This window comes from Stenotrophomonas sp. KH_036_B (assembly GCF_057839485.1).
The window spans coordinates 457,501-478,460 of record NZ_CM174491.1 but is presented as its reverse complement, the minus strand read 5'-3'; the positions used below and the strand labels follow the sequence as shown (position 1 = coordinate 478,460).

At 65.8% G+C, this 20,960-nt stretch carries 18 protein-coding genes and 3 rRNA genes (1 of these 21 running past the window's edge); 6 read left to right on the top strand and 15 right to left on the bottom strand.

Features of this window, described 5'->3' with window-relative positions; all coding sequences use genetic code 11:
- Positions 1–9: 9 nt before the first annotated feature.
- Positions 10–750 carry an SURF1 family protein gene (locus AC3ITN_RS02095; protein WP_489391905.1) on the bottom strand — a complete coding sequence of 247 codons (741 nt, stop codon included), beginning with the start codon at positions 748–750 and terminating at the stop codon, positions 10–12.
- Between the two features lie 57 nt (positions 751–807).
- Here AC3ITN_RS02095 and AC3ITN_RS02090 point away from each other — a divergent pair, with 57 nt between their 5' ends.
- Positions 808–1,026, top strand: a complete 219-nt coding sequence (locus AC3ITN_RS02090) for a twin transmembrane helix small protein (protein ID WP_313347737.1) — start codon at positions 808–810, stop codon at positions 1,024–1,026.
- 40 nt (positions 1,027–1,066) lie between these two features.
- On the opposite strand, the gene AC3ITN_RS02085 is transcribed toward AC3ITN_RS02090, so the two are convergent.
- The 6 genes from AC3ITN_RS02085 to AC3ITN_RS02060 all read right to left on the bottom strand — a co-directional run bounded on the left by AC3ITN_RS02085 (position 1,067) and on the right by AC3ITN_RS02060 (position 5,782).
- Positions 1,067–1,942 (bottom strand): cytochrome c oxidase subunit 3, encoded by an 876-nt coding sequence (locus AC3ITN_RS02085; RefSeq protein ID WP_313347736.1) that lies wholly within the window; start codon positions 1,940–1,942, stop codon positions 1,067–1,069.
- A gap of 20 nt (positions 1,943–1,962) precedes the next feature.
- Positions 1,963–2,550: a cytochrome c oxidase assembly protein gene (locus AC3ITN_RS02080; protein ID WP_489391904.1), complete on the bottom strand. Its 588-nt coding sequence runs from the start codon at positions 2,548–2,550 to the stop codon at positions 1,963–1,965.
- A complete protein-coding gene (locus AC3ITN_RS02075; RefSeq protein ID WP_489391903.1) occupies positions 2,547–2,681 on the bottom strand; it encodes a hypothetical protein in 135 nt (44 codons plus the stop codon). Before AC3ITN_RS02075 ends, AC3ITN_RS02080 begins: the two co-directional genes overlap by 4 nt.
- Positions 2,682–2,689: 8 nt before the next feature.
- Entirely contained in the window at positions 2,690–4,300 is a 1,611-nt protein-coding gene (ctaD, locus tag AC3ITN_RS02070) for a cytochrome c oxidase subunit I (RefSeq protein ID WP_313347733.1), read from the bottom strand.
- Between the two features lie 64 nt (positions 4,301–4,364).
- On the bottom strand, positions 4,365–5,294 hold the full coding sequence (gene coxB, locus AC3ITN_RS02065; protein ID WP_313347732.1) for a cytochrome c oxidase subunit II: 930 nt from the start codon (positions 5,292–5,294) through the stop codon (positions 4,365–4,367).
- Between the two features lie 11 nt (positions 5,295–5,305).
- On the bottom strand, positions 5,306–5,782 hold the full coding sequence (locus AC3ITN_RS02060) for a DUF2244 domain-containing protein (protein WP_313347731.1): 477 nt from the start codon (positions 5,780–5,782) through the stop codon (positions 5,306–5,308).
- A gap of 275 nt (positions 5,783–6,057) precedes the next feature.
- Here AC3ITN_RS02060 and putA point away from each other — a divergent pair, with 275 nt between their 5' ends.
- Complete coding sequence (gene putA / locus AC3ITN_RS02055; RefSeq protein ID WP_489391902.1) at positions 6,058–9,282, top strand: bifunctional proline dehydrogenase/L-glutamate gamma-semialdehyde dehydrogenase PutA; 3,225 nt, start codon at positions 6,058–6,060, stop codon at positions 9,280–9,282.
- A gap of 81 nt (positions 9,283–9,363) precedes the next feature.
- On the opposite strand, the gene AC3ITN_RS02050 is transcribed toward putA, so the two are convergent.
- Entirely contained in the window at positions 9,364–10,002 is a 639-nt protein-coding gene (locus AC3ITN_RS02050; protein ID WP_489391901.1) for a hypothetical protein, read from the bottom strand.
- 102 nt (positions 10,003–10,104) lie between these two features.
- Here AC3ITN_RS02050 and AC3ITN_RS02045 point away from each other — a divergent pair, with 102 nt between their 5' ends.
- Positions 10,105–10,833, top strand: coding sequence for a ThuA domain-containing protein (locus AC3ITN_RS02045; RefSeq protein ID WP_489391900.1), 729 nt, complete (start codon positions 10,105–10,107; stop codon positions 10,831–10,833).
- A 147-nt stretch (positions 10,834–10,980) separates the two neighbouring features.
- On the opposite strand, the gene AC3ITN_RS02040 is transcribed toward AC3ITN_RS02045, so the two are convergent.
- Positions 10,981–12,324 (bottom strand): outer membrane protein transport protein, encoded by a 1,344-nt coding sequence (locus AC3ITN_RS02040; protein ID WP_489391899.1) that lies wholly within the window; start codon positions 12,322–12,324, stop codon positions 10,981–10,983.
- Positions 12,325–12,556: 232 nt separating this feature from the next.
- Here AC3ITN_RS02040 and AC3ITN_RS02035 point away from each other — a divergent pair, with 232 nt between their 5' ends.
- Positions 12,557–13,249, top strand: a complete 693-nt coding sequence (locus tag AC3ITN_RS02035; protein WP_313347726.1) for a rhomboid family intramembrane serine protease — start codon at positions 12,557–12,559, stop codon at positions 13,247–13,249.
- An 82-nt stretch (positions 13,250–13,331) separates the two neighbouring features.
- On the opposite strand, the gene AC3ITN_RS02030 is transcribed toward AC3ITN_RS02035, so the two are convergent.
- Together AC3ITN_RS02030 and AC3ITN_RS02025 are read right to left on the bottom strand one after the other, a co-directional pair.
- Positions 13,332–14,729 (bottom strand): S41 family peptidase, encoded by a 1,398-nt coding sequence (locus AC3ITN_RS02030; RefSeq protein WP_489391898.1) that lies wholly within the window; start codon positions 14,727–14,729, stop codon positions 13,332–13,334.
- A 126-nt stretch (positions 14,730–14,855) separates the two neighbouring features.
- Positions 14,856–16,094: a murein hydrolase activator EnvC family protein gene (locus AC3ITN_RS02025; protein WP_313347724.1), complete on the bottom strand. Its 1,239-nt coding sequence runs from the start codon at positions 16,092–16,094 to the stop codon at positions 14,856–14,858.
- Between the two features lie 182 nt (positions 16,095–16,276).
- Here AC3ITN_RS02025 and AC3ITN_RS02020 point away from each other — a divergent pair, with 182 nt between their 5' ends.
- Both AC3ITN_RS02020 and AC3ITN_RS02015 read left to right on the top strand, forming a co-directional pair.
- Positions 16,277–16,939 carry a DUF4097 family beta strand repeat-containing protein gene (locus AC3ITN_RS02020; protein WP_313347723.1) on the top strand — a complete coding sequence of 221 codons (663 nt, stop codon included), beginning with the start codon at positions 16,277–16,279 and terminating at the stop codon, positions 16,937–16,939.
- 52 nt (positions 16,940–16,991) lie between these two features.
- Entirely contained in the window at positions 16,992–18,716 is a 1,725-nt protein-coding gene (locus AC3ITN_RS02015) for a M28 family metallopeptidase (RefSeq protein ID WP_489391897.1), read from the top strand.
- 61 nt (positions 18,717–18,777) lie between these two features.
- On the opposite strand, the gene AC3ITN_RS02010 is transcribed toward AC3ITN_RS02015, so the two are convergent.
- The 4 genes from AC3ITN_RS02010 to AC3ITN_RS01995 form a co-directional block, all read right to left on the bottom strand.
- Positions 18,778–19,236, bottom strand: a complete 459-nt coding sequence (locus AC3ITN_RS02010) for an REP-associated tyrosine transposase (protein ID WP_489391896.1) — start codon at positions 19,234–19,236, stop codon at positions 18,778–18,780.
- 211 nt (positions 19,237–19,447) lie between these two features.
- Positions 19,448–19,562: ribosomal RNA gene (gene rrf / locus AC3ITN_RS02005) — 5S ribosomal RNA — on the bottom strand.
- 154 nt (positions 19,563–19,716) lie between these two features.
- A 5S ribosomal RNA gene (rrf, locus tag AC3ITN_RS02000) occupies positions 19,717–19,831 on the bottom strand.
- A gap of 168 nt (positions 19,832–19,999) precedes the next feature.
- Positions 20,000–20,960, bottom strand: a 23S ribosomal RNA gene (locus AC3ITN_RS01995); it runs 1,918 nt beyond the window's last position.

Below are 20,960 nucleotides of genomic sequence, written 5' to 3'. Positions count from 1 at the left end.
GGAATTTTCTCATGGTTGGGTTGGGCGTGCCGTTTTACGGGGGATACGGCGGCGCCATTCGAGCACCAGGGCGACGATCAGCACCGTCAGTGCCAGGCCGAACCACTGCACGGCATAGCCCAGATGGCGGCTGGGCGGCAGGGTGTTGGGCAGCAGGTCCAGGTCGCGCGCGTAGCCGCCGGGTAGCGCGGGGTCCAGCCGCAGCACCGGGGTACGCAGGCTGCCCGGCGACAGGGTGAGCGCGGCGGCCACCTCGGCGGGCGGCATGCGATTGGCCAGCCACACGCCCGGTTGCGCGGTCGGCGTCAACGCCGGGCCCAGTGCCAGCCCGGTGGCCGGCGGCGGTGCGAGCAGGCCGGCAACGCGGGCGTCGCCCTCCCGCGGCACGATCGGCGGCAGCTGGCGGTCAGCCGGCATCGGCAGCCACCCCAGGTCGACCAGCACCAGTGCACCCGCCGCACTGCGGAACGGCTGGTAGACCTTGATGCCGGCCCGGCCGCCGCGGGTCTGGTTGTCCAGCAGCACCACGCCGCGCAGGAAGCGGCCGTGGTCGTCCACCCAGCGCAGCTGCGCGGGGGCAGCCTGGGCCTTGGCCAGGGTGAGGGTCTGGGCACGCGCCGGCAGCTGCTGGTCCAGCAGCGCCTGTTTGTCGTGCATGCGCTGCAGTTGCCAGAGGCCGAGCTGGCAGAAGCCGACGATCACGCCCAGCGCCGCCACCCAGCCGATCAGGCGCGTGTGCTTGCGCATCATGACAACGCCGGCAAAACGCGGTGATATAGGCGAACCCGCCCTGCCATCGAGCTGCGCATGAATGATTCGTTGAAGACCCTGCTGGTAATCGCGTTTCTGATCGTCATCGTCTGGAATCTGGGCGCGGGCCTGTATTACCTGCTGGTCGATCGCGGCCAGACCAAGCGCACGGTCAATGCGCTCACCCGCCGCATCGTGGTGTCGGTGGCACTGATCGCGCTGGTGGCCCTCGGCATCTACAGCGGGTGGATCAAGCCGCACGGCATCGGCGGCTGAGGCCGCACCCGGTCGGGCACGGCACGGTGTCGGCCCGACGCTACAGCACGTAGACGAACAGGAACAGCATCAACCACACCACGTCGACGAAGTGCCAGTACCACGCGGCCGCTTCAAAGCCGAAGTGGTTGTCGCGGGTGAAATGCCCCTTGGCCGAACGCAGCCACATCACGGCCAGCATGATGGTGCCCAGCAGCACATGCGCCCCATGGAAACCGGTGAGCATGAAGAACGTGGACCCGTAGATGCCCGAGCCCAGCGTGAGGTTGAGTTCCTTGTAGGCGTGGATGTATTCCTCGGCCTGCAGGGTGAGGAAGAACACGCCAAGCGCCACGGTGATGCCGAGCCACACCAGCAGCTGGCGGCGGTGGCCGGCCTTGAGCGCATGGTGGGCGATGGTGAGGGTAACGCCGGAGGTCAGCAGGATCAGGGTGTTGATCAGCGGCAGGCCCCACGCCGGAATGGTCTGGAAGTGACCACCGATCGCGCCCGGTCCGTTGGTCGGCCACGCCGCGGAATAGCCATCCCACAGCAGTTCGTTGGTCATCACCCCGTCGCCCTCGCCGCCCAGCCATGCCAGGCCCAGGTTGCGGGTGTAGAACAACGCGCCGAAGAACGCGCCGAAGAACATCACCTCGGAGAAGATGAACCACACCATCCCCATCCGGAACGAGCCATCCACCTGGTGGTTGTAGTGCCCGGCCTGCGATTCGCGCACCACGTCGCTGAACCACCAGAACAGGGTCAGCACCAGCATTGCCAGGCCCACGTAGAAGGTCCACTTGCCCCAGCCGGCGTCATTGAGCCAGCTGGCCACGCCCACCATGGTCACCATCATCGCAATGGAGCCGATGAAGGGCCACTTGCTGTGGGTGGGCACGAAGTACACGTTGGCATCGGGGCTTTGCAGGGCCATGGTCGGTATCCAGGTGCGTATCAGGGTGCGGACCGTGCAGTGGCCGGCGGGGTCGCCGCTGCCAGCTGCGCGGACAGCGCATCGTTTTTATAGAAGGTGTAGGAGAGCGTGATGGTGGTGACGTTGGCCGGCAGATCCGGGTCAACGATGAAGCGCACCGGCATGTCGCGCTTCTCGCCCGCCAGCAGGGTCTGCGCGGTGAAGCAGAAGCACTCGGTCTTGCTGAAGTACCCCGAGGCCTTGGCCGGTGCCACCGACGGCACCGCGCTGCCCACCAGTGTGCGGTCGCTGTCATTGCGGGCGTAGTACAGCGCCTCGTTGAGCTCGCCGGGCACCACGTCCATGGTCAGCTGTTCGGGATGGAAGGACCACGGCAGTTTGGAATTCACCCCGCCGTCGAACTGCACGCGCACGGTGCGCTTGCCGGCATGGCTGGACACCGCCGCCGCACCGGGGCCGCGCTCCAGACGCACGCCGAACACCTTCTCGCAGGCAATGCGGTACAGCGGCACCAGCGAGAACGTCAGCACGAACACCGCCACCGCCACCCCGATCAGCCGGGGCAGTCCCGCATGACGCGCGGGCGCGGCGGGGCGTGGGTCGTTCATCGCCCGATCACCCCGCTCAGGATGAAGCCCACGTACACCAGCAGCGCCACGCCGCCGACCACCCAGGCCGTGCGGTGCGCGCGGCGGCGGCGCTGGGCCAGGTCATCGATGTCGTGCTCGGGCGTGCGCATGGGCAACCTCAATGGGTGATGTCGTCGTGGGCCAGGTCACCCGGGCGGATCACCGGCGGCACGGTGAAGGTGTGCGCCGGCGCCGGCGAGGGAATCGTCCACTCCAGTCCGCGTGCACCTTCCCAGGAACGGTCGGCAGCCTTTTCGCCGTTGCGCAGCGACGCGATCAGGATCACCGCCATCATGAACGGGGTGGCGAACATGCCGAACGCGCCAATCGAGCTGATCAGGTTCCAGTCGGCGAACGCCACGCTGTAATCCGGAATGCGGCGCGGCATGCCGGCCAGGCCCAGGAAGTGCTGCGGGAAGAACAGCAGGTTGACGAACACGATCGTCCACCAGAAATGCACCTTGGCCCAGGTCTCGTTGTACATGCGCCCGGTCCACTTCGGCCACCAGTAGTACACCGCCCCGATCAGCGCGAACACCGCGCCGGTCACCAGGACGTAGTGGAAGTGCGCCACCACGAAGTAGGTGTCGTGGTACTGGAAGTCGGCCACCACGATGGCCAGCATCAGACCGGAGAAACCGCCGATGGTGAACAGGATGACGAAGGCCACCGCCCACAGCATGGGCGCTTCGAAGCTGAGCGAGCCGCGCCACATGGTGCTCACCCAGTTGAACACCTTCACCCCGGTGGGGATGGAGATGAGCATGGTGGCGAACATGAAGTAGATCTCGCCACCCAGCGGCATGCCCACGGTGAACATGTGGTGGGCCCAGACGATGAACGACAGGAAGGCGATCGCCGCGACCGCGTAGACCATGGCCTGGTAGCCGAACAGCGGCTTGCGGCTGAAGGTGGGGATGATCTCGCTGACCACGCCGAACGCCGGCAGGATCATGATGTAGACCTCGGGGTGACCGAAGAACCAGAAGATGTGCTGGAACATCACCGGGTCGCCGCCACCGGCCGCGTTGAAGAAGCTGGTGCCGAAGAACTTGTCGGTCAGCAGCATGGTCACCGCACCGGCCAGTACCGGCATCACCGCGATGAGCAGGAACGCGGTGATCAGCCAGGACCAGCAGAAGATCGGCATCTTGAGCAGGTCGATGCCCGGCGCGCGCATGTTGAGCACGGTGGCGATGATGTTGATCGCGCCCATGATTGAGCTGATGCCTGCCACGTGGATGGCGAACACGGTGAACGCCACGTTGTAGCCGCCCTGCAGCGACAGCGGCGGGTACAGCGTCCAACCGCCGGCAGGCGCGCCACCGGGCAGCAGGAAGGTCATCAGCAGCAGGCTGAAGGCCACCGGCAGCAGCCAGAACGACCAGTTGTTCATGCGCGGCAGGGCCATGTCCGGCGCGCCGATCTGCAGCGGAATCATCCAGTTGGCCAGGCCGACGAAGGCCGGCATGACGCCACCGAAGATCATCACCAGCGCGTGCACGGTGGTGAGCTGGTTGAACGTTTCCGGCTTGACGAACTGCAGGCCGGGCTGCATCAGCTCGGCACGGATGATCACACTCATCGCCGCGCCGATGATGAACATGATGAAGCTGAAGAGCAGGTAGAGCGTGCCGATGTCCTTGTGGTTGGTCGAGAAGAACCAACGCTCGAAGAACGTCTGCTGATGCCCGTGATGCCCGTCGTGGTCAACTGCGGTATGCGCCATCGCAACTACACCTCATTGGTTCCGCTGGTACCCGCGCGCACCGACCGGTGCGCGCGGCTCGATGTCAGGCGTTGTCGGCTGCCGGGGCTGCTGCAGGTTCGACCGGTGCCGGCGCAGGGGCCGGCGTGGCTTCCGGCGCGGCCGGTGCCGGTGCCGGATCGGGCGCCGCCTTGGGCCGCCGTTCGGCCAACCATTTCTGGAAGTCCTCCTTGGACACCGCTTCCACCACGATCGGCATGAACCCGTGGTCCTTGCCGCACAGTTCAGCGCACTGGCCGCGGTACACGCCGACCTGTTCGATGTTGGTCCAGGCCTCGTTGATGAACCCCGGAATGGCGTCCTGTTTCCAGCCCAGGGCCGGCACCCACCACGCGTGGATCACGTCGTCGGAGGTGATGACGAAACGGACCTTGGTATCCACCGGCAGCACCAGGCGGTTGTCCACATCCAGCAGGTAGTGCGGATGGGTCTCCCGGTCCGGCACCTTGCCGCTCTGGCGGACGCGGTCGGACTCACGGTCCAGGCGGCTGGTGAAGGTGATGTCCTCCCCCAGGTATTCGTACTTCCACATCCACTGGTAGCCGGTGACCTTGACGGTCATTTCGGCATCGCGGGTGTCGTAGAACTTGATCAGGTTCGCGGTGGCCGGCCACGCCATCACCACCAGGATCAGCACGGGAATGACCGTCCAGATGATCTCGGCTTTGGTGTTGTGGCTGAACTGGGCGGCGACCGCGCCCTTGGATTTGCGGAACTTGAAGATGGCATAGAACATCGCGCCGAACACCAGCACGCCGATGACCGTACACACCCACAGCGAGAACATGTTGGATTCCCAGGCCAACCGCGAGCTCTGGGTCACCCCCTTGCCCATGTTCAGCTGCCACGGCTTGGGGTCGGCCTGTTGGGCCCACGCCAGTGCCGGCGCCGTCAGCGCTGCCCCACACCCCACTGCCTTCGCGAACCTCGTGCCCCACTTTCTGCGTTGCTTCATTGCCTAGACCCTTAGCGTCGTCGGTTGCAGCCATCGCTGGCCGCGAGCAAGCCTTCTAGTGTCTCTGCCAGTGCCTGGCGTTCGGCCGGTGCGAGGAAACTCCCCACTTCCACCTGCCTACCGCTGGACGCAAGCCGGACCCTCTCGTCGTCGGTGATCAGCCTCACCCAATGCGGGTGGGCGCTGAACACCGGCGATTGACCGGGTGCGGGGATAACCTCCACGCACGCCGGCACTACCCGGATTTCTTCCTGCCGTTCTCCACTACGCCACAACACACGCAGTGCCGCCGCCAGCAACAGGCTGTACAGCAGCGCGAACAGGGGGGCGAATACGTTGCCGGCGACCCAGCCGAAGCCAGCCACCAGCCACATCGCCCCCGTCAACACAGCAAACAACAGGACGAACTGCCGGGCATCGAGCGCCCGTGGGGGACGCAGCCGCAGTTGCGTCCCTGATCCGTCCGGAGCTGTCAGCACCTCGATCATGTCGCAACCGCGTTTTCCTGCCGCGGGAAACGTCTCGATGGTAGCCCTGCTGTCGCGCGAGCCGCAAGGGTCCATTCACAGTTTCGGAAATGGTGCAATACAGCATGAGGATCGGCGGCCGATTTGACGAAATCAGCACAATAAACACGGGCTGGCCGAAACCGCCCGAATCCCCCTGTATGAAAGGCTATGAACGTCATCAGGCAGCTGGATCGGATTGCTCGATCGAGCGAAAAAACGATTAAAATGGTCAAGTTTTCCACGAGCCGACCGGCATGACCGCACCTTCTGCCCTTCCCCCCGCCCCGGCTTCGTCCGGCGCGTCCCGCCCGCCGCTGCTGTCCCCCGAGCTGCCGGCCGTTCCCAATGCGTTCCGCCAGGCCATCACCGATGCCTGGATGAAGGACGAGGCCAGCCACGTGCGCGAGCTGCTGGCGCAGGCGCGGCTGCCCGCCGACGAGCAGGCGCAGGTGCAGGCCACTGCGGCCGACCTGGTGGCGCGCGTGCGCGTGCGCGCCCAGGACCAGGGCGCGATTGAAGCCTTCATGCGCCAGTACGACCTGGGCAGCGAGGAAGGCGTGCTGCTGATGTGCGTGGCCGAGGCGCTGCTGCGCATTCCGGACCAGGACACCGCCGACAAGCTGATCCGCGACAAGCTGGGCGATGCCGACTGGAAGAAGCACCTGGGCGGCAGCGACTCGGTCCTGGTCAACGCCTCCACCTGGGGCCTGATGCTCACCGGCCGCATCGTGCAGATCAACGACGGCACCCGTGCCGACGTACCGGGCGCGTTCGCGCGCCTGATGGGCCGCGTGGGTGAGCCGGTGATCCGCCTCGCCGTACGCCAGGCGATGAAGATCATGGGCCATCAGTTCGTCATGGGCCGCACCATCGACGAAGCGCTGTCGCGCTCGCACAAGGGCGACAACGCCAGCTATCGCTATTCGTTCGACATGCTCGGCGAAGGCGCGCTGACGATGAAGGACGCCAAGCGTTACCTGGAAGACTACCGTCGCGCGATCCACTCGATCGGCGGCGACCACAAGGCCCGCGGCGGCCGTCCGGACGGCGACGTCAATTCGGCCCCGGGCATCTCGATCAAGCTGTCGGCGCTGTACCCGCGTTACGAACATGCCAAGCGCGCACGCGTAATGGCCGACCTGGTGCCGGGCGTGCTGGAACTGGCACAGCTGGCCAAGTCCTACGGCATCGGCTGCACCGTGGACGCCGAGGAAACCGACCGCCTGGAACTGTCGCTGGACATCATCGAGGCGGTGGTGAGCGATGCCTCGCTGGCCGGCTGGGAAGGCTTCGGCGTGGTGGTGCAGGCGTACCAGAAGCGCACGCCCTACACGATCGACTATCTGGCCGACCTGGCCCGTCGCATCGGCCGCCGCCTGCAGGTGCGCCTGGTCAAGGGCGCTTACTGGGATGCGGAGATCAAGCGCGCGCAGATCGACGGTCTGCCGGCCTATCCCGTGTTCACCCGCAAGCAGAACACCGACGTGTCCTACCTGGCCTGCGCCAAGCGTCTGTTCACGCATGCCGATGCGATCTACCCGATGTTCGCCACGCACAACGCGCACACCATCGCGGCGGTGCAGGCCATCGCCAAGGGCGGCCAGTACGAGCACCAGAAGCTGCACGGCATGGGCGATGACCTGTACGCCGAAGTGGTGCCCGCCAATCGCCTCAACGTGCCGTGCCGGGTGTACGCGCCGGTGGGTTCGCATGAAGACCTGCTGCCGTACCTGGTGCGCCGCCTGCTTGAGAACGGCGCCAACTCCAGCTTCGTCAACCGCATCACCGACGACGCCGTGGCCATCGACGACCTGATCCGCGATCCGGTTGAAGCCGTGGCGTCGTTCGACTCGATCCCGCATCCGAAAATCCCGCTGCCGGTTGACCTGCTGCGCAGCCAGAACCACGACAGGAAGAACTCCATGGGCGTCAATCTCGCCAACGACAACGATCTGCGCGCCCTGGCCGAGCAGCTCAACGCCGCCGTCAAGCCTTGGCAGGCCACCCCGCTGGTGCCGGGCGCGCAGCCGACCGGCGCGCTGCTGAACGTGGTCAACCCGTCCGACACCCGCCAGGTGGTGGGCCAGTGGCAGCCGGCCGACAGCGCCACCGTGGAAAAGGCGCTGGCCAACGCCGTGGCCGCGCAGCCGCAGTGGAACCGCACGCCGGCCGCCAGCCGCGCCGCCATCCTGGAACACGCCGCCGACCAGCTGGAAGCCCGCCTGGCCGAGTTCATGGCGCTGTGCGTGAAGGAAGCCGGCAAGAGCCTGCCCGACGCGATCGCCGAAGTACGCGAAGCGGTGGACTTCCTGCGCTACTACGCCAAGCAGGCGCGCGAGCAGTTCGGCCACGCCGAAAAGCTGCCCAGCCCCACCGGTGAGTCCAACGAACTGCAGCTGCATGGCCGTGGTGTGTTCGTCTGCATCAGCCCGTGGAACTTCCCGCTGGCGATCTTCCTGGGCCAGGTCAGCGCCGCGCTGGCCGCCGGCAACAGCGTGATCGCCAAGCCGGCCGAACAGACCAACCTGATCGGCTACTACGCCGTGAAGCTGCTGCTGGACGCCGGCGTTCCCGAAGGCGTGGTGCAGTTCCTGCCCGGCGACGGTGCCACCGTCGGTGCGGCGCTGACCGCCGACCCGCGCGTGGCCGGCGTGGCCTTCACCGGTTCGACCGACACCGCGCGTGCGATCAACCGCGCGATGGCCGCGCGTGACGCTGCGATCGGCGTGCTGATCGCCGAAACCGGCGGCCAGAACGCCTTCATCGCCGACTCGTCGGCGCTGCCGGAACAGCTGGTCAAGGACGCCATCGGTTCGGCCTTCACCTCGGCCGGCCAGCGCTGCTCGGCCGCGCGCGTGCTGTTCGTGCAGGACGACATCGCCGACAAGGTGATGACGATGCTGGCCGGTGCAATGGCCGAACTGAAGATCGGCGACCCGGGCCTGCTGTCCACCGACGTGGGCCCGGTGATCGATGCCGATGCGCTGCAGATCCTGCAGGAACACGCGCTGCGCATGGAGAAGGAAGCGCGCCTGATTGCCGCTGCCGAGCTCAGCGAAGCCGCGGCACATGGCACCTTCTTCGCGCCGCGCGCGTACGAATTGAAGAACCTTGACCAGCTGCACAAGGAAATCTTCGGGCCGGTGCTGCATGTGATCCGTTGGAAGGGCGACCAGCTCGATGCGGTGATCGACCAGATCAACGCCACCGGCTACGGCCTCACCCTGGGCGTGCATTCGCGGATCGATGAAACCGTGGACCGCATTTCCTCGCGGGTCAACGTGGGCAACGTGTACGTCAACCGCAACCAGATCGGTGCAGTGGTGGGCGTGCAGCCGTTCGGCGGCCAGGGCCTGTCCGGCACCGGTCCGAAGGCCGGCGGCCCGCACTACCTGCTGCGTTTCGCCACCGAGAAGACCGTCACCGTGAACACCACGGCGGCCGGCGGCAACGCGTCGCTGCTGACACTGGGCGATTGATCGCACACCCGTTGCGATAACGAAAAACCCCGCGAAAGCGGGGTTTTTTGTTAACCGGACGCTGCCGGCCAGCGGCGGGCATTACTCGATGGTCTGAATCTCGTCGCGCATCAACAGGTCGTTGCCCGTGTAGCGCTCGAACCTGATGCGGCCAAAGCCGGCGGCGTACCACGCCTCGATGCGGCTGTCCTCGAACGTGGCGGTGAGGTGGCAGGTGTCCTTGAAGGTGCGCGGCTGGTAGCCCACCTCGGCCTCCACATCTTCGAAGCCGACGAAGGTGTAGTCGGAGAAGCCGTCGTACTCGATCGCGGTGACGGTTTCTTCCACATGGTGCGTACGTTCGCCCTTGCCGCTGAGCTGGAAGCGCTCGCCCGGCTTGGCGCTCTGCGGGAAGGTCGGGGCCGGCTTGAAGGTGTCGGTCATCACCGGTTGGGAGGCATCACCGCCCCAGGCGGAAATGCCGTAACGGTCCTCGCCCAGCAACTGGCGGCCGCTGGTGTCGTAGTAGCTTGCCGTGCCCACGCCGCCCCCGGCGCTGTGCACCTTGATGGCGTCCTGGCCGGCGAAGGTGGCCTTCTCGATGGTCAGCGTTTCATCGCCATTGGACCAGGACACGCCCGGGGTGAGGGTGAAGCAGGTGGCGAAGTCGGCGGCGAAGGCCGGTGCGGCCAGCGCGGAGAGGCCCAAGGCCAGCGTGGAGCGGAGCAGAACGGGCGACATGTGGTTTCCTTGTCATGGATCGTGGAACGACTCCTGCGCCGCATGCAGAGCAGGCCGGGCGCGCGGGAACGGGATTGTACGTGGCTGTGGCATGATCCGACCATGCGCCCCACTCTCCTGCCGTTGCTGCTGGCGATGTTCCTGTCTTCCGTCCCTGCGGCCATGGCGGTGGCCAACGAGCACGTGCTGGTCTTCACCCGCACGGCCAAGTTCCGCCACGACTCCATTCCCACGGCCGTGAGCACGCTGCGCCTGCTGGCCGAACGCGAGCGGATGGTGGTGGACCAGAGCGAGAACCCGGCCGATTTCAACGACGCCAACCTGGCGCGTTACCGCGTGGTGGTGTTCGCCAACACCACCGGCGATGTGCTCGATGCCGCGCAGCAGCAGGCGATGGAAACCTTCATCCGTGCCGGGGGCGGTTTCATGGGCGTGCATTCGGCGGCGGATACCGAGTACGACTGGCCGTGGTATGGGCAACTGGTCGGCGCGTATTTCAAGAACCACCCGGAAGACCTGCAGTTCAGCCGCGTGCAGCCGGAGCGCGGCGGCAAGCCGAATGGCAACGCGTGGCCGGTGCGCGACGAGCTGTACAACTACCGCAGCAACCCGCGCCCCAAGGTGCAGGTAACCGCCACCGTGGACGAGCGTCTGTACCAGGGCGGCACGATGGGAAGCGACCATCCCATTGCGTGGTGCCATGCCTACGATGGCGGGCGCAGCTGGTACACCGGCCTGGGGCATGACAAGGCGGTGTACCGCAACCGGGATTTCCAGACGCACCTGCGGCAGGGGTTGTTGTATGCGGCAGGGCGTGCGCCCGAGTGTTGAGGCAATCGACTGGGTAGAGCGGACATCGGCCTCCCCATCGATTCCCCCATCGATGCCCCCCGTCGGTTGTCCCCATTCGGTTCCCAAAACGCAGAAGGCCCCGCTTTCGCGGGGCCTTCCGGTACTACGCGGCGCGAACGCCGTGGATCAGAACTTGTAGTTGAACGAGGCAGCCAGCACGTCGCCGCGGACCTTGTACTTGCCGGTCAGCGAGTTGCCCTGGTTGTTGGTGGTGCCCGCAACGTTCAGGTTCGGGTCGCTGGTGAACAGGTGGGTATAACCGAAGTTGTATTCCATGTTCGCCGACGGGGTCCAGCCCACGCCCAGCGACAGCCACTTGCGGCTGGTGTCCGGCACGCGGACGTCGCGGTGGGCGTCGGTGGTCGGGGTCTGGTCATACGCCACGCCGCCACGCAGGGTGACAGTGTCGCTCAGCTTGAAGTCGGTACCCAGCGACACGAAGGTGGTATCGCGGTAGCCGAATTCCAGCACCGAGTCCGGCTGCGCCGACGCGTAGTCGATGGTGACCTGGTCGAACGCGGTCGACCACGCGGTACGGGTGACGTCACCCATCACGGTCCAGCGGTCGTTGACGTTGTGGGTCACGCTCATGGTGGCCGACGCCGGCAGGGTCAGGGTGGCCTTGCCCGAGGTGCTCACGAAACGGCCCGGCTGGGCAACGGCCAGCACGGCAGCGGCGTTGGCCGGCACGTCGAAGGTGGCGTCGCCGCCGGTGACCTTGTGCTCGACCTTGGAACGGTAGCTGAAGCCGATGTGGGTGTTCTCATCGGGGCTGAACAGACCGCCGACGGTCCAGCCCACGGCGTTGTTGTCACCTTCAACGGTCAGCTTGCCATCGGCGCTGCCCGGGGCGAAGCCCGGCACGCGGGACTGGGCCAGCGCGGTGCCGAAGTCGATGTTGTTGCTCAGTTCGATGGTCAGGTGCTCAACGAACACCGACGCGCCGAAGGACACGTACGGGTTGACGTCGTACGACGCGGCGAAGCCGAGGTCGATGGCCTTCAGGTCGGTCTTCAGGCCGCTGTAGCGACCCACCCAGCCGTTGTCGTAGTCGGTCTTGAAGCCGAACGGCGCGGTCAGCGACACGCCGAAGTGGGCCTGTTCGCCGATCGGCATGTGGAAGTAAGCGGCCGGAACCGGGGCAATCATGCCGGCGTCGCCGCCGTCACCGCCGGTCTGCGGCTGGCCGGTCGGCTTGCGGCCGGTGCCTTCGTATTCGGCCTTGAAGCTGATGGCGCTCAGGTCGCCCTGGATCTGCATGCCTTCCAGCTGGCGCATGCCGGCCGGGTTGACGGCGATGATCGAGGCGTCGCCCTGGGCACTGCCCGAACCGGCGAAGGCACGGCCGAGGCCCTTGGCGCTGTTTTCCTTCAGCTGGAAGGCGGCGGCGTTGACGTGGCCAACGGCCAGGACACCGGCGATGCCGACGGCCAGGGCGGTGACGCGGGCGAGGGTGGAAGCGGTATGCATCGTTTGTTCTCTCCGGAAATGCGTGTGATGTTTGGCAACGCGCGCCTGCGCCATTCCCCGCCCCGAAAGGCCGAAAACAACGCGCCGGATTCCCCTCCCGACATACGACGCCGTATGCGAGTATACCGAGACCGGTTAATGAAACAATAACGGTCATCGCCCTTCAGGCTATTCAGGCTGAACCCGTCGCGCGCCCTTCAGGAGCGCTGCCGCGCTAGGCTAGCGCCCATCCATGTTCGTCTCGCTCCCCTCCCGCAAGAAGTCCGCCGTCCGCTGGGCCACGCCCCTGCTGTTCGCCACGCTGTGGGCCGCGTTCCTGTGGTCGATCTCACGGCCGGGCGATGCGCGGCGCAGCCTGTGGCTGGATTGGGGCGCGCTGTCGACCGGGCTGACCCGGCCGCTGGACTGGTGGGCCACCTTCGAGGACGGCAGCGTGCTGCGGCTGTTCACCGCGCTGTTCCTGCACGCGGACTGGTCGCACCTGCTGGGCAACCTGGTGTTCCTGCTGATCTTTGGCCTGCCGGCGGAGCGGGTGCTGGGCCCGTGGCGGCTGATGCTGCTGTTCCTGGTCGGCGGGGCGATCGCCAACCTGACCGCGATCTACACGATGGGCAGCCCGGACCAGATCATCATCGGCGCCAGCGGCGCGGTGTCGGCACTGATTGGCGCCTACCTGGCGCTGTTCCCCGGGGCACGGCTGGGCGTGGTGATTCCGCTGGGCCTGTTCCTGGAGTTCGTGCGGGCACCGGCCTACCTGCTGATTGGCGTATGGGCGGGGCTGCAGGTGGTATTCGCCTATATCGGCCCAACCTTCGGCATGGTGGCCTGGTGGGCGCATATCGCCGGTTTCGCGTTCGGGCTGGCGTACGGGGTGTATGTGCGCGCGGCGATCGCGCGGCGGTTGCGCAAGCGGCACGGGTTCTAAGCCGACACCGTAGTGCCGGCCGCTGGCCGGCTCCTCGTACGGTGGGATGCATGCAGAGCCGGCCAGCGGCCGGCACTACCGATCAGGGCTTGGTCGGCGTGTCCAGCGGCTTTGCTTCCGGCTTTGCCGCTGCCTTCGGCGCCGGCTTCTTTGCCGCGTCGGCCTTCTGTTTTGCGGCCACCGAGCCGGGCTGCTTCAGTTCGGCCAGGGCGTCGTTGATCGGGCCGTCGCCGGGCAGTACATCGCCAGCCTGGTAGCCCTCGCCGCCCTCTTCGTCACCGCGCAGGTGGCCGGGCAAGGTCGCTTCGCTGTAGTCGGACAGGCTTGCCGGCAGATCGTCTTCCTCCCCGGCCTTCTTTTCCGGCTGCAGTTCCACGTCAGGCACGATGCCGGTGGCCTGGATCGATTTGCCGCTGGGGGTGAAGTAACGCGCGGTGGTCAGCTTGACCGAATCACCGTTGTCCAGCGGCAGCACGGTCTGCACCGAGCCTTTGCCGAACGTACGGCTGCCCACCACGCGGGCGCGCCCGTTGTCGCGCAGCGCGCCGGCCAGCACTTCCGACGCACTGGCCGAGCCGGCGTCGGCCAGCACCACCACGGGCGCACCCTTGAGCAGGTCGCCCGGGGTGGCATCGAAACGCGCATCGCTGATGGCGATGCGGCCACGGGTGCTGACGATGTTGCCCTTGTCGAGCAGGTCGTCGGCGACCTGGACCGCTGCAGTGAGCAGCCCGCCGGGGTTGCTGCGCAGGTCCAGCACCAGCCCCTTGAGCTTGCCACCGGCCTGCTGCTGCAACTGCGCCACGTGCTTCTGGAAATCCGCACCGGTGTCGGCCTGGAAGGTGCTCAGGCGGATGTAGCCGTAGCCAGGCTCCAGCATGCGGCTGCGCACGCTGGTGACCCGGATGGTTTCGCGGGTGATCGACACATCGAACGGCTTGGCCTTGCCCTCGCGCACGATGGTCAGCACGACCTTGCTGCCCGCCTTGCCGCGCAGGGGCTCGGTCGCCTCGATGGCGCTGATCGGCTTGCCGTCGATGGCGATGATCAGATCGCCGGCAAGAATGCCTGCCTTGGCCGCCGGGGTGTCGTCGATCGGCGAGATGACCTTCAGGCTGCTGTTGTCCGGCTGCTGCTGCAGCTCCACGCCGATGCCTTCATAGGCACCCTCGGCCTGCTCGTCGAAGGCCTCGGCGTCTTCCTTGTCGAAATAGGTGCTGTGCGGATCCAGGTCCAGCAGCAGTCCGCGAATGGCCGACTGCATCAGCTTCTTGTCGTCCACCGGCTCCACATACGCCGCGCGTACCGCGTTGTACACGGCCACATAGCGGCGGATTTCCTCCAGCGGTACACGCGAGGTCACCGCTTCTTCAGTGGCGGCCGCATCGCCTCCGCGTTCCGGCACCTGGGCGGTCTGCTGTGCCCAGGACAGCGCCGGCACCAGGGCCAGCAGCAGGGTGGCGGAACGGGCTACGCGCATGAAGCACTCCAGAGTGAGCGGGGGACGGGACGACACGCACCGGGGATGCGTGGCCCGATTATGCGCGAAGGCACGGTAAATTCTTGTTGAACGGGAGCGCCACCCCAAGGGTGGCTGCACGCACACCTACCGCCGCTGCAACCACGACGACGGATCCACCGGCTGCCCGTTGCGGCGCAGTTCGAAGTACAGCGCGGTCACGCCCTGCCCGCCCGAGTTGCCGACCTTGGCCACGGCGTCGCCCTTCTTCACCGTGGCACCGGCGTCACGCAGCAGGGTGTCGTTGTGCGCGTAGAGGCTCATGTAGCCGTTGCCGTGGTCCACGATCAGGATCATGCCGTAGCCGGTCATCCAGTCGGAGAACACCACGGTGCCGTCGGCCACTGCGGTAACGGTGCTGCCGGCACCGGCACCGATCAGCACACCGCTGCTGGTGCGGCCATCGGGCAGCTTGCCGCCATAACGCGCCAGCAGGTTGCCGGAGAGCGGCCAGCCCAGCCCACCCACCTTGGGTGCAGGTGCGGAGGCCACCGCAGGCGGTGTTTTCCCCGGGCGCGGCGGCGGCCGCGTGCCGCTGGCGGCGGCGGCCCGATCGGCCTTGTCCGCAGCCGCCTTCTCGGCAGCGGCGCGGCGCGCGGCGGCACGGCGCTCGGCGTCGGCGCGCGCGGCGGCGGCACGCAGGTTGGCCAGCAACGATTCCAGCGCCTTGGCGTCCTGGCCCAGCGCCTTCTCGCGCTCGCTCCGGTCCTTGTAACGTTCGTCCAGGCTGGCCACGGCGGCCGCGCGGGTGCGACGGTCATCGGCCAGCGTCGCCGCCTGCTGCTTCTGCTGCTGGCGGGTACCTTCCAGGGCCTGGCGGCGTTCGACGATCTGCGTCTCCACCGATTGCAGCTCGGTCAGGTCGGCGGTGAGCGCGCCAATGCGTCGCGCGCGCTCGCGCTGCAGGTAGCGGTGATAGGCCAGCGTGCGGTTGGCATCGGCCACCCGGTCCTGCGAGAGCAGCAGCTTCAGGGGGGCGTTGTTGCCGATCCGATACGCAGCGCGCAGCAGCGACGCCAGCTCCTGGCGCTGCTGCTGCAGGCCGCTCTGCAGTGCGGTACGGCGCTGCTGCAGTTCCTGCAGGGCGCGGGTTTCGCGCTGCAGTGCCGTTTCGGTCTGGGCCAGCACGCGGCCGGTACGTGCCACTTTTTCATCGGCCTCGCGCAGCTGCCGCGAGGCCTGGCCGCGCTGGCCTTCCAGGGTGCGCCGTTCCTGCGCCACGCCTTTCAGCTCGGTGCGCAGCTTCTGCAGCTTGCGTTCGGCTTCCTTCGGGTTCTGTGCACCCAGCGGCGCCGCACCGGCCAGTGCGGCCAGCAGTACCAGCATCGCCAGCGCCACCGGCCAGCGCGGGCCACGGCCGTGCCCAGCGTTCGGATTGTTACTCCGGCGTGAGGAAAAGACGTTGGGGCGCAAGGGCGTTCCAGTGACTTCAGGCAGATGCGGATTGCAGCGCTGCATGGTGACATTCCTGCAGGCGGCCTGCCAGCCGCATACCGGACGAGGCATGCATGAAACGTTTCCCGCTACCGCTGCTGTTGGCCCTGGTGCTGCCCTTCGCGCCCGCCTTTGCCAACGAGAGCATCAGCAAGGTCAATGGCAGCATCCATGCCACCGCGGGCCAGGCCTATGGCGATCTTGAAACCGTCAACGGCGGCATCACCGTGGACGAAGACACCGAGACCGCCGACATCCAGACCGTCAATGGCGGCATCAGGATCGGCGACCGCGCACGCACCCGGGGCATCTCCACGGTCAACGGCAGCATCCGGGTCGGCCAGAAGGTGGAGATCGACGGCGACCTTGAGACCGTCAACGGCAGCATCTTCACCGACCGTGGCACCCGCATCGATGGCAGCGTGGAGACCGTCAACGGTGGCATCGGGCTGGTGGATACGCGCCTGTCCAAGGGTATCGAGACGGTCAACGGCGACATTACCGTCGGCGTCGGGTCGGTGGTTGAAGGCGGGATCCACGTCAACAAGCCCAACTTCAGCCTGTCGTTGGGCCCGGGCCGCAAGCCGCGCGTGATCATCGGCCCCAATGCGGCCGTGAAGGGTCCGCTGCAGTTCGACCGCGAGGTTACGCTGTACGTGCACCGCAGCGCCCATGTCGGCGCGGTCACCGGCGCCGAACCCGTGCCGTTCACTACCGACGCGGCGCCGAACGATTGATACCCTTGCACCCGGTGCCCGCGCACCGGCCCTTTATCTCCAGGAATCGATGATGTCCCGCAAACTTCTGTTGTGCCTGGCCGCCACTGCCGCGCTGACCGCGTGCAAGGGCGAGACCGCTGCACCGGCACCCGCGCCGGTCGCTGATACCGCCCCGGCCGCCGCCGGCCACGCCTTCTCTCCGGAGATCAACACCGGCGACTTCGGCGAGCTGGTCAAGACGCTGTCCTCGGACGAGTTCGAAGGCCGCGCGCCGGGCAGCACCGGCGAGGACCGCACGGTTGAGTACATCCGCGACCAGATGCAGCGCATCGGGCTGCAGCCGGGCAATGGCGACAGCTGGTTCCAGGAGGTGGCGATGACCGAAACCACCGCCGACGAGAGCACGGTGTTGACGCTGGACCAGGCGGGCAAGCAGCGCGATCTGACGTTCGGCACCGACATGGTGATCGGCACGCGCAGCGGCCAGAAGGAAGTGAAGATCGACGGCAGCGACCTGGTCTTCGTCGGCTACGGCGTGGACGCGCCGGAGCAGAAGTGGAACGACTACGCCGGGCAGGACTGGAAGGGCAAGACGGTGGTGATGTTCGTCAACGACCCGGGCTTCCATGCCAACGACGACAAGCTGTTCGACGGCAAGCGCATGACCTACTACGGGCGCTGGACGTACAAGTTCGAGGAAGCCGCCCGCAAGGGTGCCGCAGCGGCGTTGATCGTGCACGACACCGCCGGCGCGTCGTACGGCTGGGACGTGGTCAAGAATTCCTGGGCCGGCCCGCAGTACGACCTGACGGCCAAGGACGATCCGGAACCGCGCCTGCCGGCGCAGGGCTGGCTCAGCGCCGACGCCGCGCGCCAGCTGTTTGCCGATGCCGGGCTGGACCTCGACCAGGCCTACAAGGATGCCAACAAGCGTGGCTTCAAACCGGTGCCGCTGAAGGCCAAGCTGTCGCTGGACCTGAAGAGCACCATTGCCGAGAAGAAGTCGCGCAATGTGGTCGGTGTGCTGCCGGGCGCCAAGCAGGCCGATGAGGCGGTGCTGTACATGGCGCACTGGGACCACCTGGGCAAGCACGAGGGTGAGCAGGGCGACAACATCTACAACGGTGCCATCGACAACGCCACCGGCGTGGCCGGCATCCTGGAGATCGCCGATGCCATGGCGCACCAGCAGCCGGCGCCGGAGCGTTCGGTGGTGTTCCTGGCGGTGACGCTGGAAGAGTCGGGCCTGCTGGGCTCGAAGTACTACGTGAACCACCCGACCTTCCCGCTGGACAAGATCGCCGGTGTGATCAACATCGACGCGATGTCGGTGGCCGGCCGCGCCAAGGACATGACGGTGACCGGTTTCGGCAGTTCCGAGCTGGAGGACATCCTCAAGCCGCTGGCCGCTGGGCAGAAGCGCGCGCTGCACGGCGAGAGCTCGGTGCAGAGCGGCTTCTACTTCCGTTCGGACCACTTCAACTTCGCCAAGGCGGGCGTGCCGGCGCTGTATGCCGATGGCGGCGAAGACCTGCTGGACGGCGGCGTGGATGCCGGGCGCAAGGCGGCCGAGGCCTATGGCCGCGACCGTTACCACGGCCCGAAGGATGAGTACGACGCGAGCACCTGGAAGCTGGACGGCACGGTGGAAGACCTGCAGCTGCTGTACGGCGTGGGCAAGGAGCTGGCCGTTGGCGGCCGTTGGCCGAACTGGTATGAAGGCAACCCGTTCAAGGCGGCGCGCGACGAGATGATGAAGGGCAAGACCGAGCCGGCTGCGCCTGCGGCGAAGTAAGCCTGGTTTGCATCGCTGGTGTTGAAGAAGCGGCGCCCTGATGGGCGCCGCTTTTTTTTGGTCATTCTGTCGCTGATGGCCAGCGACTCCAGCAGTAAGGGTATTCGCCTACCTTCGTGGTGAGTCCGGAACGAACCGGGTTCTCGATGAGGTGGTTGGCCTGTGCAAGCAGCGATTCGTCCGAGCGGATGCAGTGGTCGTAGAAGCCGCGTTGCCACAAGGAGCCCTGGCTGCCGCGGTGCAGGTTCACGGCACGAGAGGAGCGGGATTTGAAGGCCTGCATGCAGCGGCTGATGTTGCCGTTGCCCAGTTGCATGAGCCAATGGATATGGTCGGGCATGACCACCCAGGCGAGGGTCTTCGAGCGTTTTTCACGATCGGAGCAGCGCAGGGCTTCGACCACGCATTCGACGGTGGCGTCGTCGATGAAGATGCGTTGGCGGTCAGCCACCGTGGTGGTGAGCATGTAGTACGCCCCCTGGAGGGAGCGACGGCCGATGAGGAGACGTGGACTGGACATGGCCACAGGGTGGCGTCTGCCCGTGATTGGTTGTATCCGGGAAGTCTCAATCACGATGTCAGTCGACGCCGGTAGGGTTGCATCCCGATCAACCGCCGGGAACGAACGGCTCGGCGCACAAGAAAAAACCCCGTTGCGCGTAGGCGCCGACTGTCAGTCGGCGCACAAGAAAAAACCCCGTTGCATGAGCAACGGGGTTTTTGGGTATAAACCCTGGCGATGACCTACTCTCGCATGGCTTGAGCCACACTACCATCGGCGCAGCTGCGTTTCACTTCCGAGTTCGGGATGGGATCGGGTGGTTCCACAGCGCTAATTTCACCAGGGAGACGGTTGGAGCGGCGCGTTGCGCCAGCTCGGCATTTGTCCCTGTGTCACACGACCTACGGTCGTCTGCTACCGGATGCGGCGCCTGAAATCAGGTGCCTGCAAAAAAAGGAAAACCCCGTTGCATGAGCAACGGGGTTTTCGGGGTATAAACCCTGGCGATGACCTACTCTCGCATGGCTTGAGCCACACTACCATCGGCGCAGCTGCGTTTCACTTCCGAGTTCGGGATGGGATCGGGTGGTTCCACAGCGCTAATTTCACCAGGGAGGCTTTTGGAGTGTCGCCGCAGGTCGTGTCTTTGCAGGGAGCGGGCACGGATGTGCCGGCTTTACAAAGAGACGCGCCTGAGCGCCTGCCTCTCGTTTGGTCTTGTGACGTAGCGTGCACTTGGATCTATCGACATGTCATGTCGGCCAAGGCAACTTGAGGTTATATGGTCAAGCCTCACGGATCATTAGTATCAGTTAGCTCAATACATTGCTGTACTTACACACCTGACCTATCAACCACATAGTCTATATGGTTCCTTCAGGGGGCTTGTGCCCCGGGAGATCTCATCTTGAGGCGCGCTTCCCGCTTAGATGCTTTCAGCGGTTATCGCTTCCGAACATAGCTACCCGGCAATGCCACTGGCGTGACAACCGGAACACCAGAGGTTCGTCCACTCCGGTCCTCTCGTACTAGGAGCAGCCCCTCTCAAATCTCCAACGCCCATGGCAGATAGGGACCGAACTGTCTCACGACGTTCTGAACCCAGCTCGCGTACCACTTTAAATGGCGAACAGCCATACCCTTGGGACCGACTACAGCCCCAGGATGTGATGAGCCGACATCGAGGTGCCAAACACCGCCGTCGATATGAACTCTTGGGCGGTATCAGCCTGTTATCCCCGGAGTACCTTTTATCCGTTGAGCGATGGCCCTTCCATACAGAACCACCGGATCACTAAGTCCTAGTTTCCTACCTGCTTGATCCGTCGATCTTGCAGTCAAGCACGCTTATGCCTTTGCACACAGTGCGCGATGTCCGACCGCGCTGAGCGTACCTTCGAGCTCCTCCGTTACTCTTTAGGAGGAGACCGCCCCAGTCAAACTACCCACCATACACGGTCCCCGACCCAGATAATGGGCCCAGGTTAGAACGTCAAGCACGACAGGGTGGTATTTCAAGGTTGGCTCCACCACAGCTAGCGCCATGGTTTCATAGCCTCCCACCTATCCTACACAGACGAACTCAACGTTCAGTGTAAAGCTATAGTAAAGGTTCACGGGGTCTTTCCGTCTTGCCACGGGAACGCTGCATCTTCACAGCGATTTCAATTTCACTGAGTCTCGGGTGGAGACAGCGCCGCTGTCGTTACGCCATTCGTGCAGGTCGGAACTTACCCGACAAG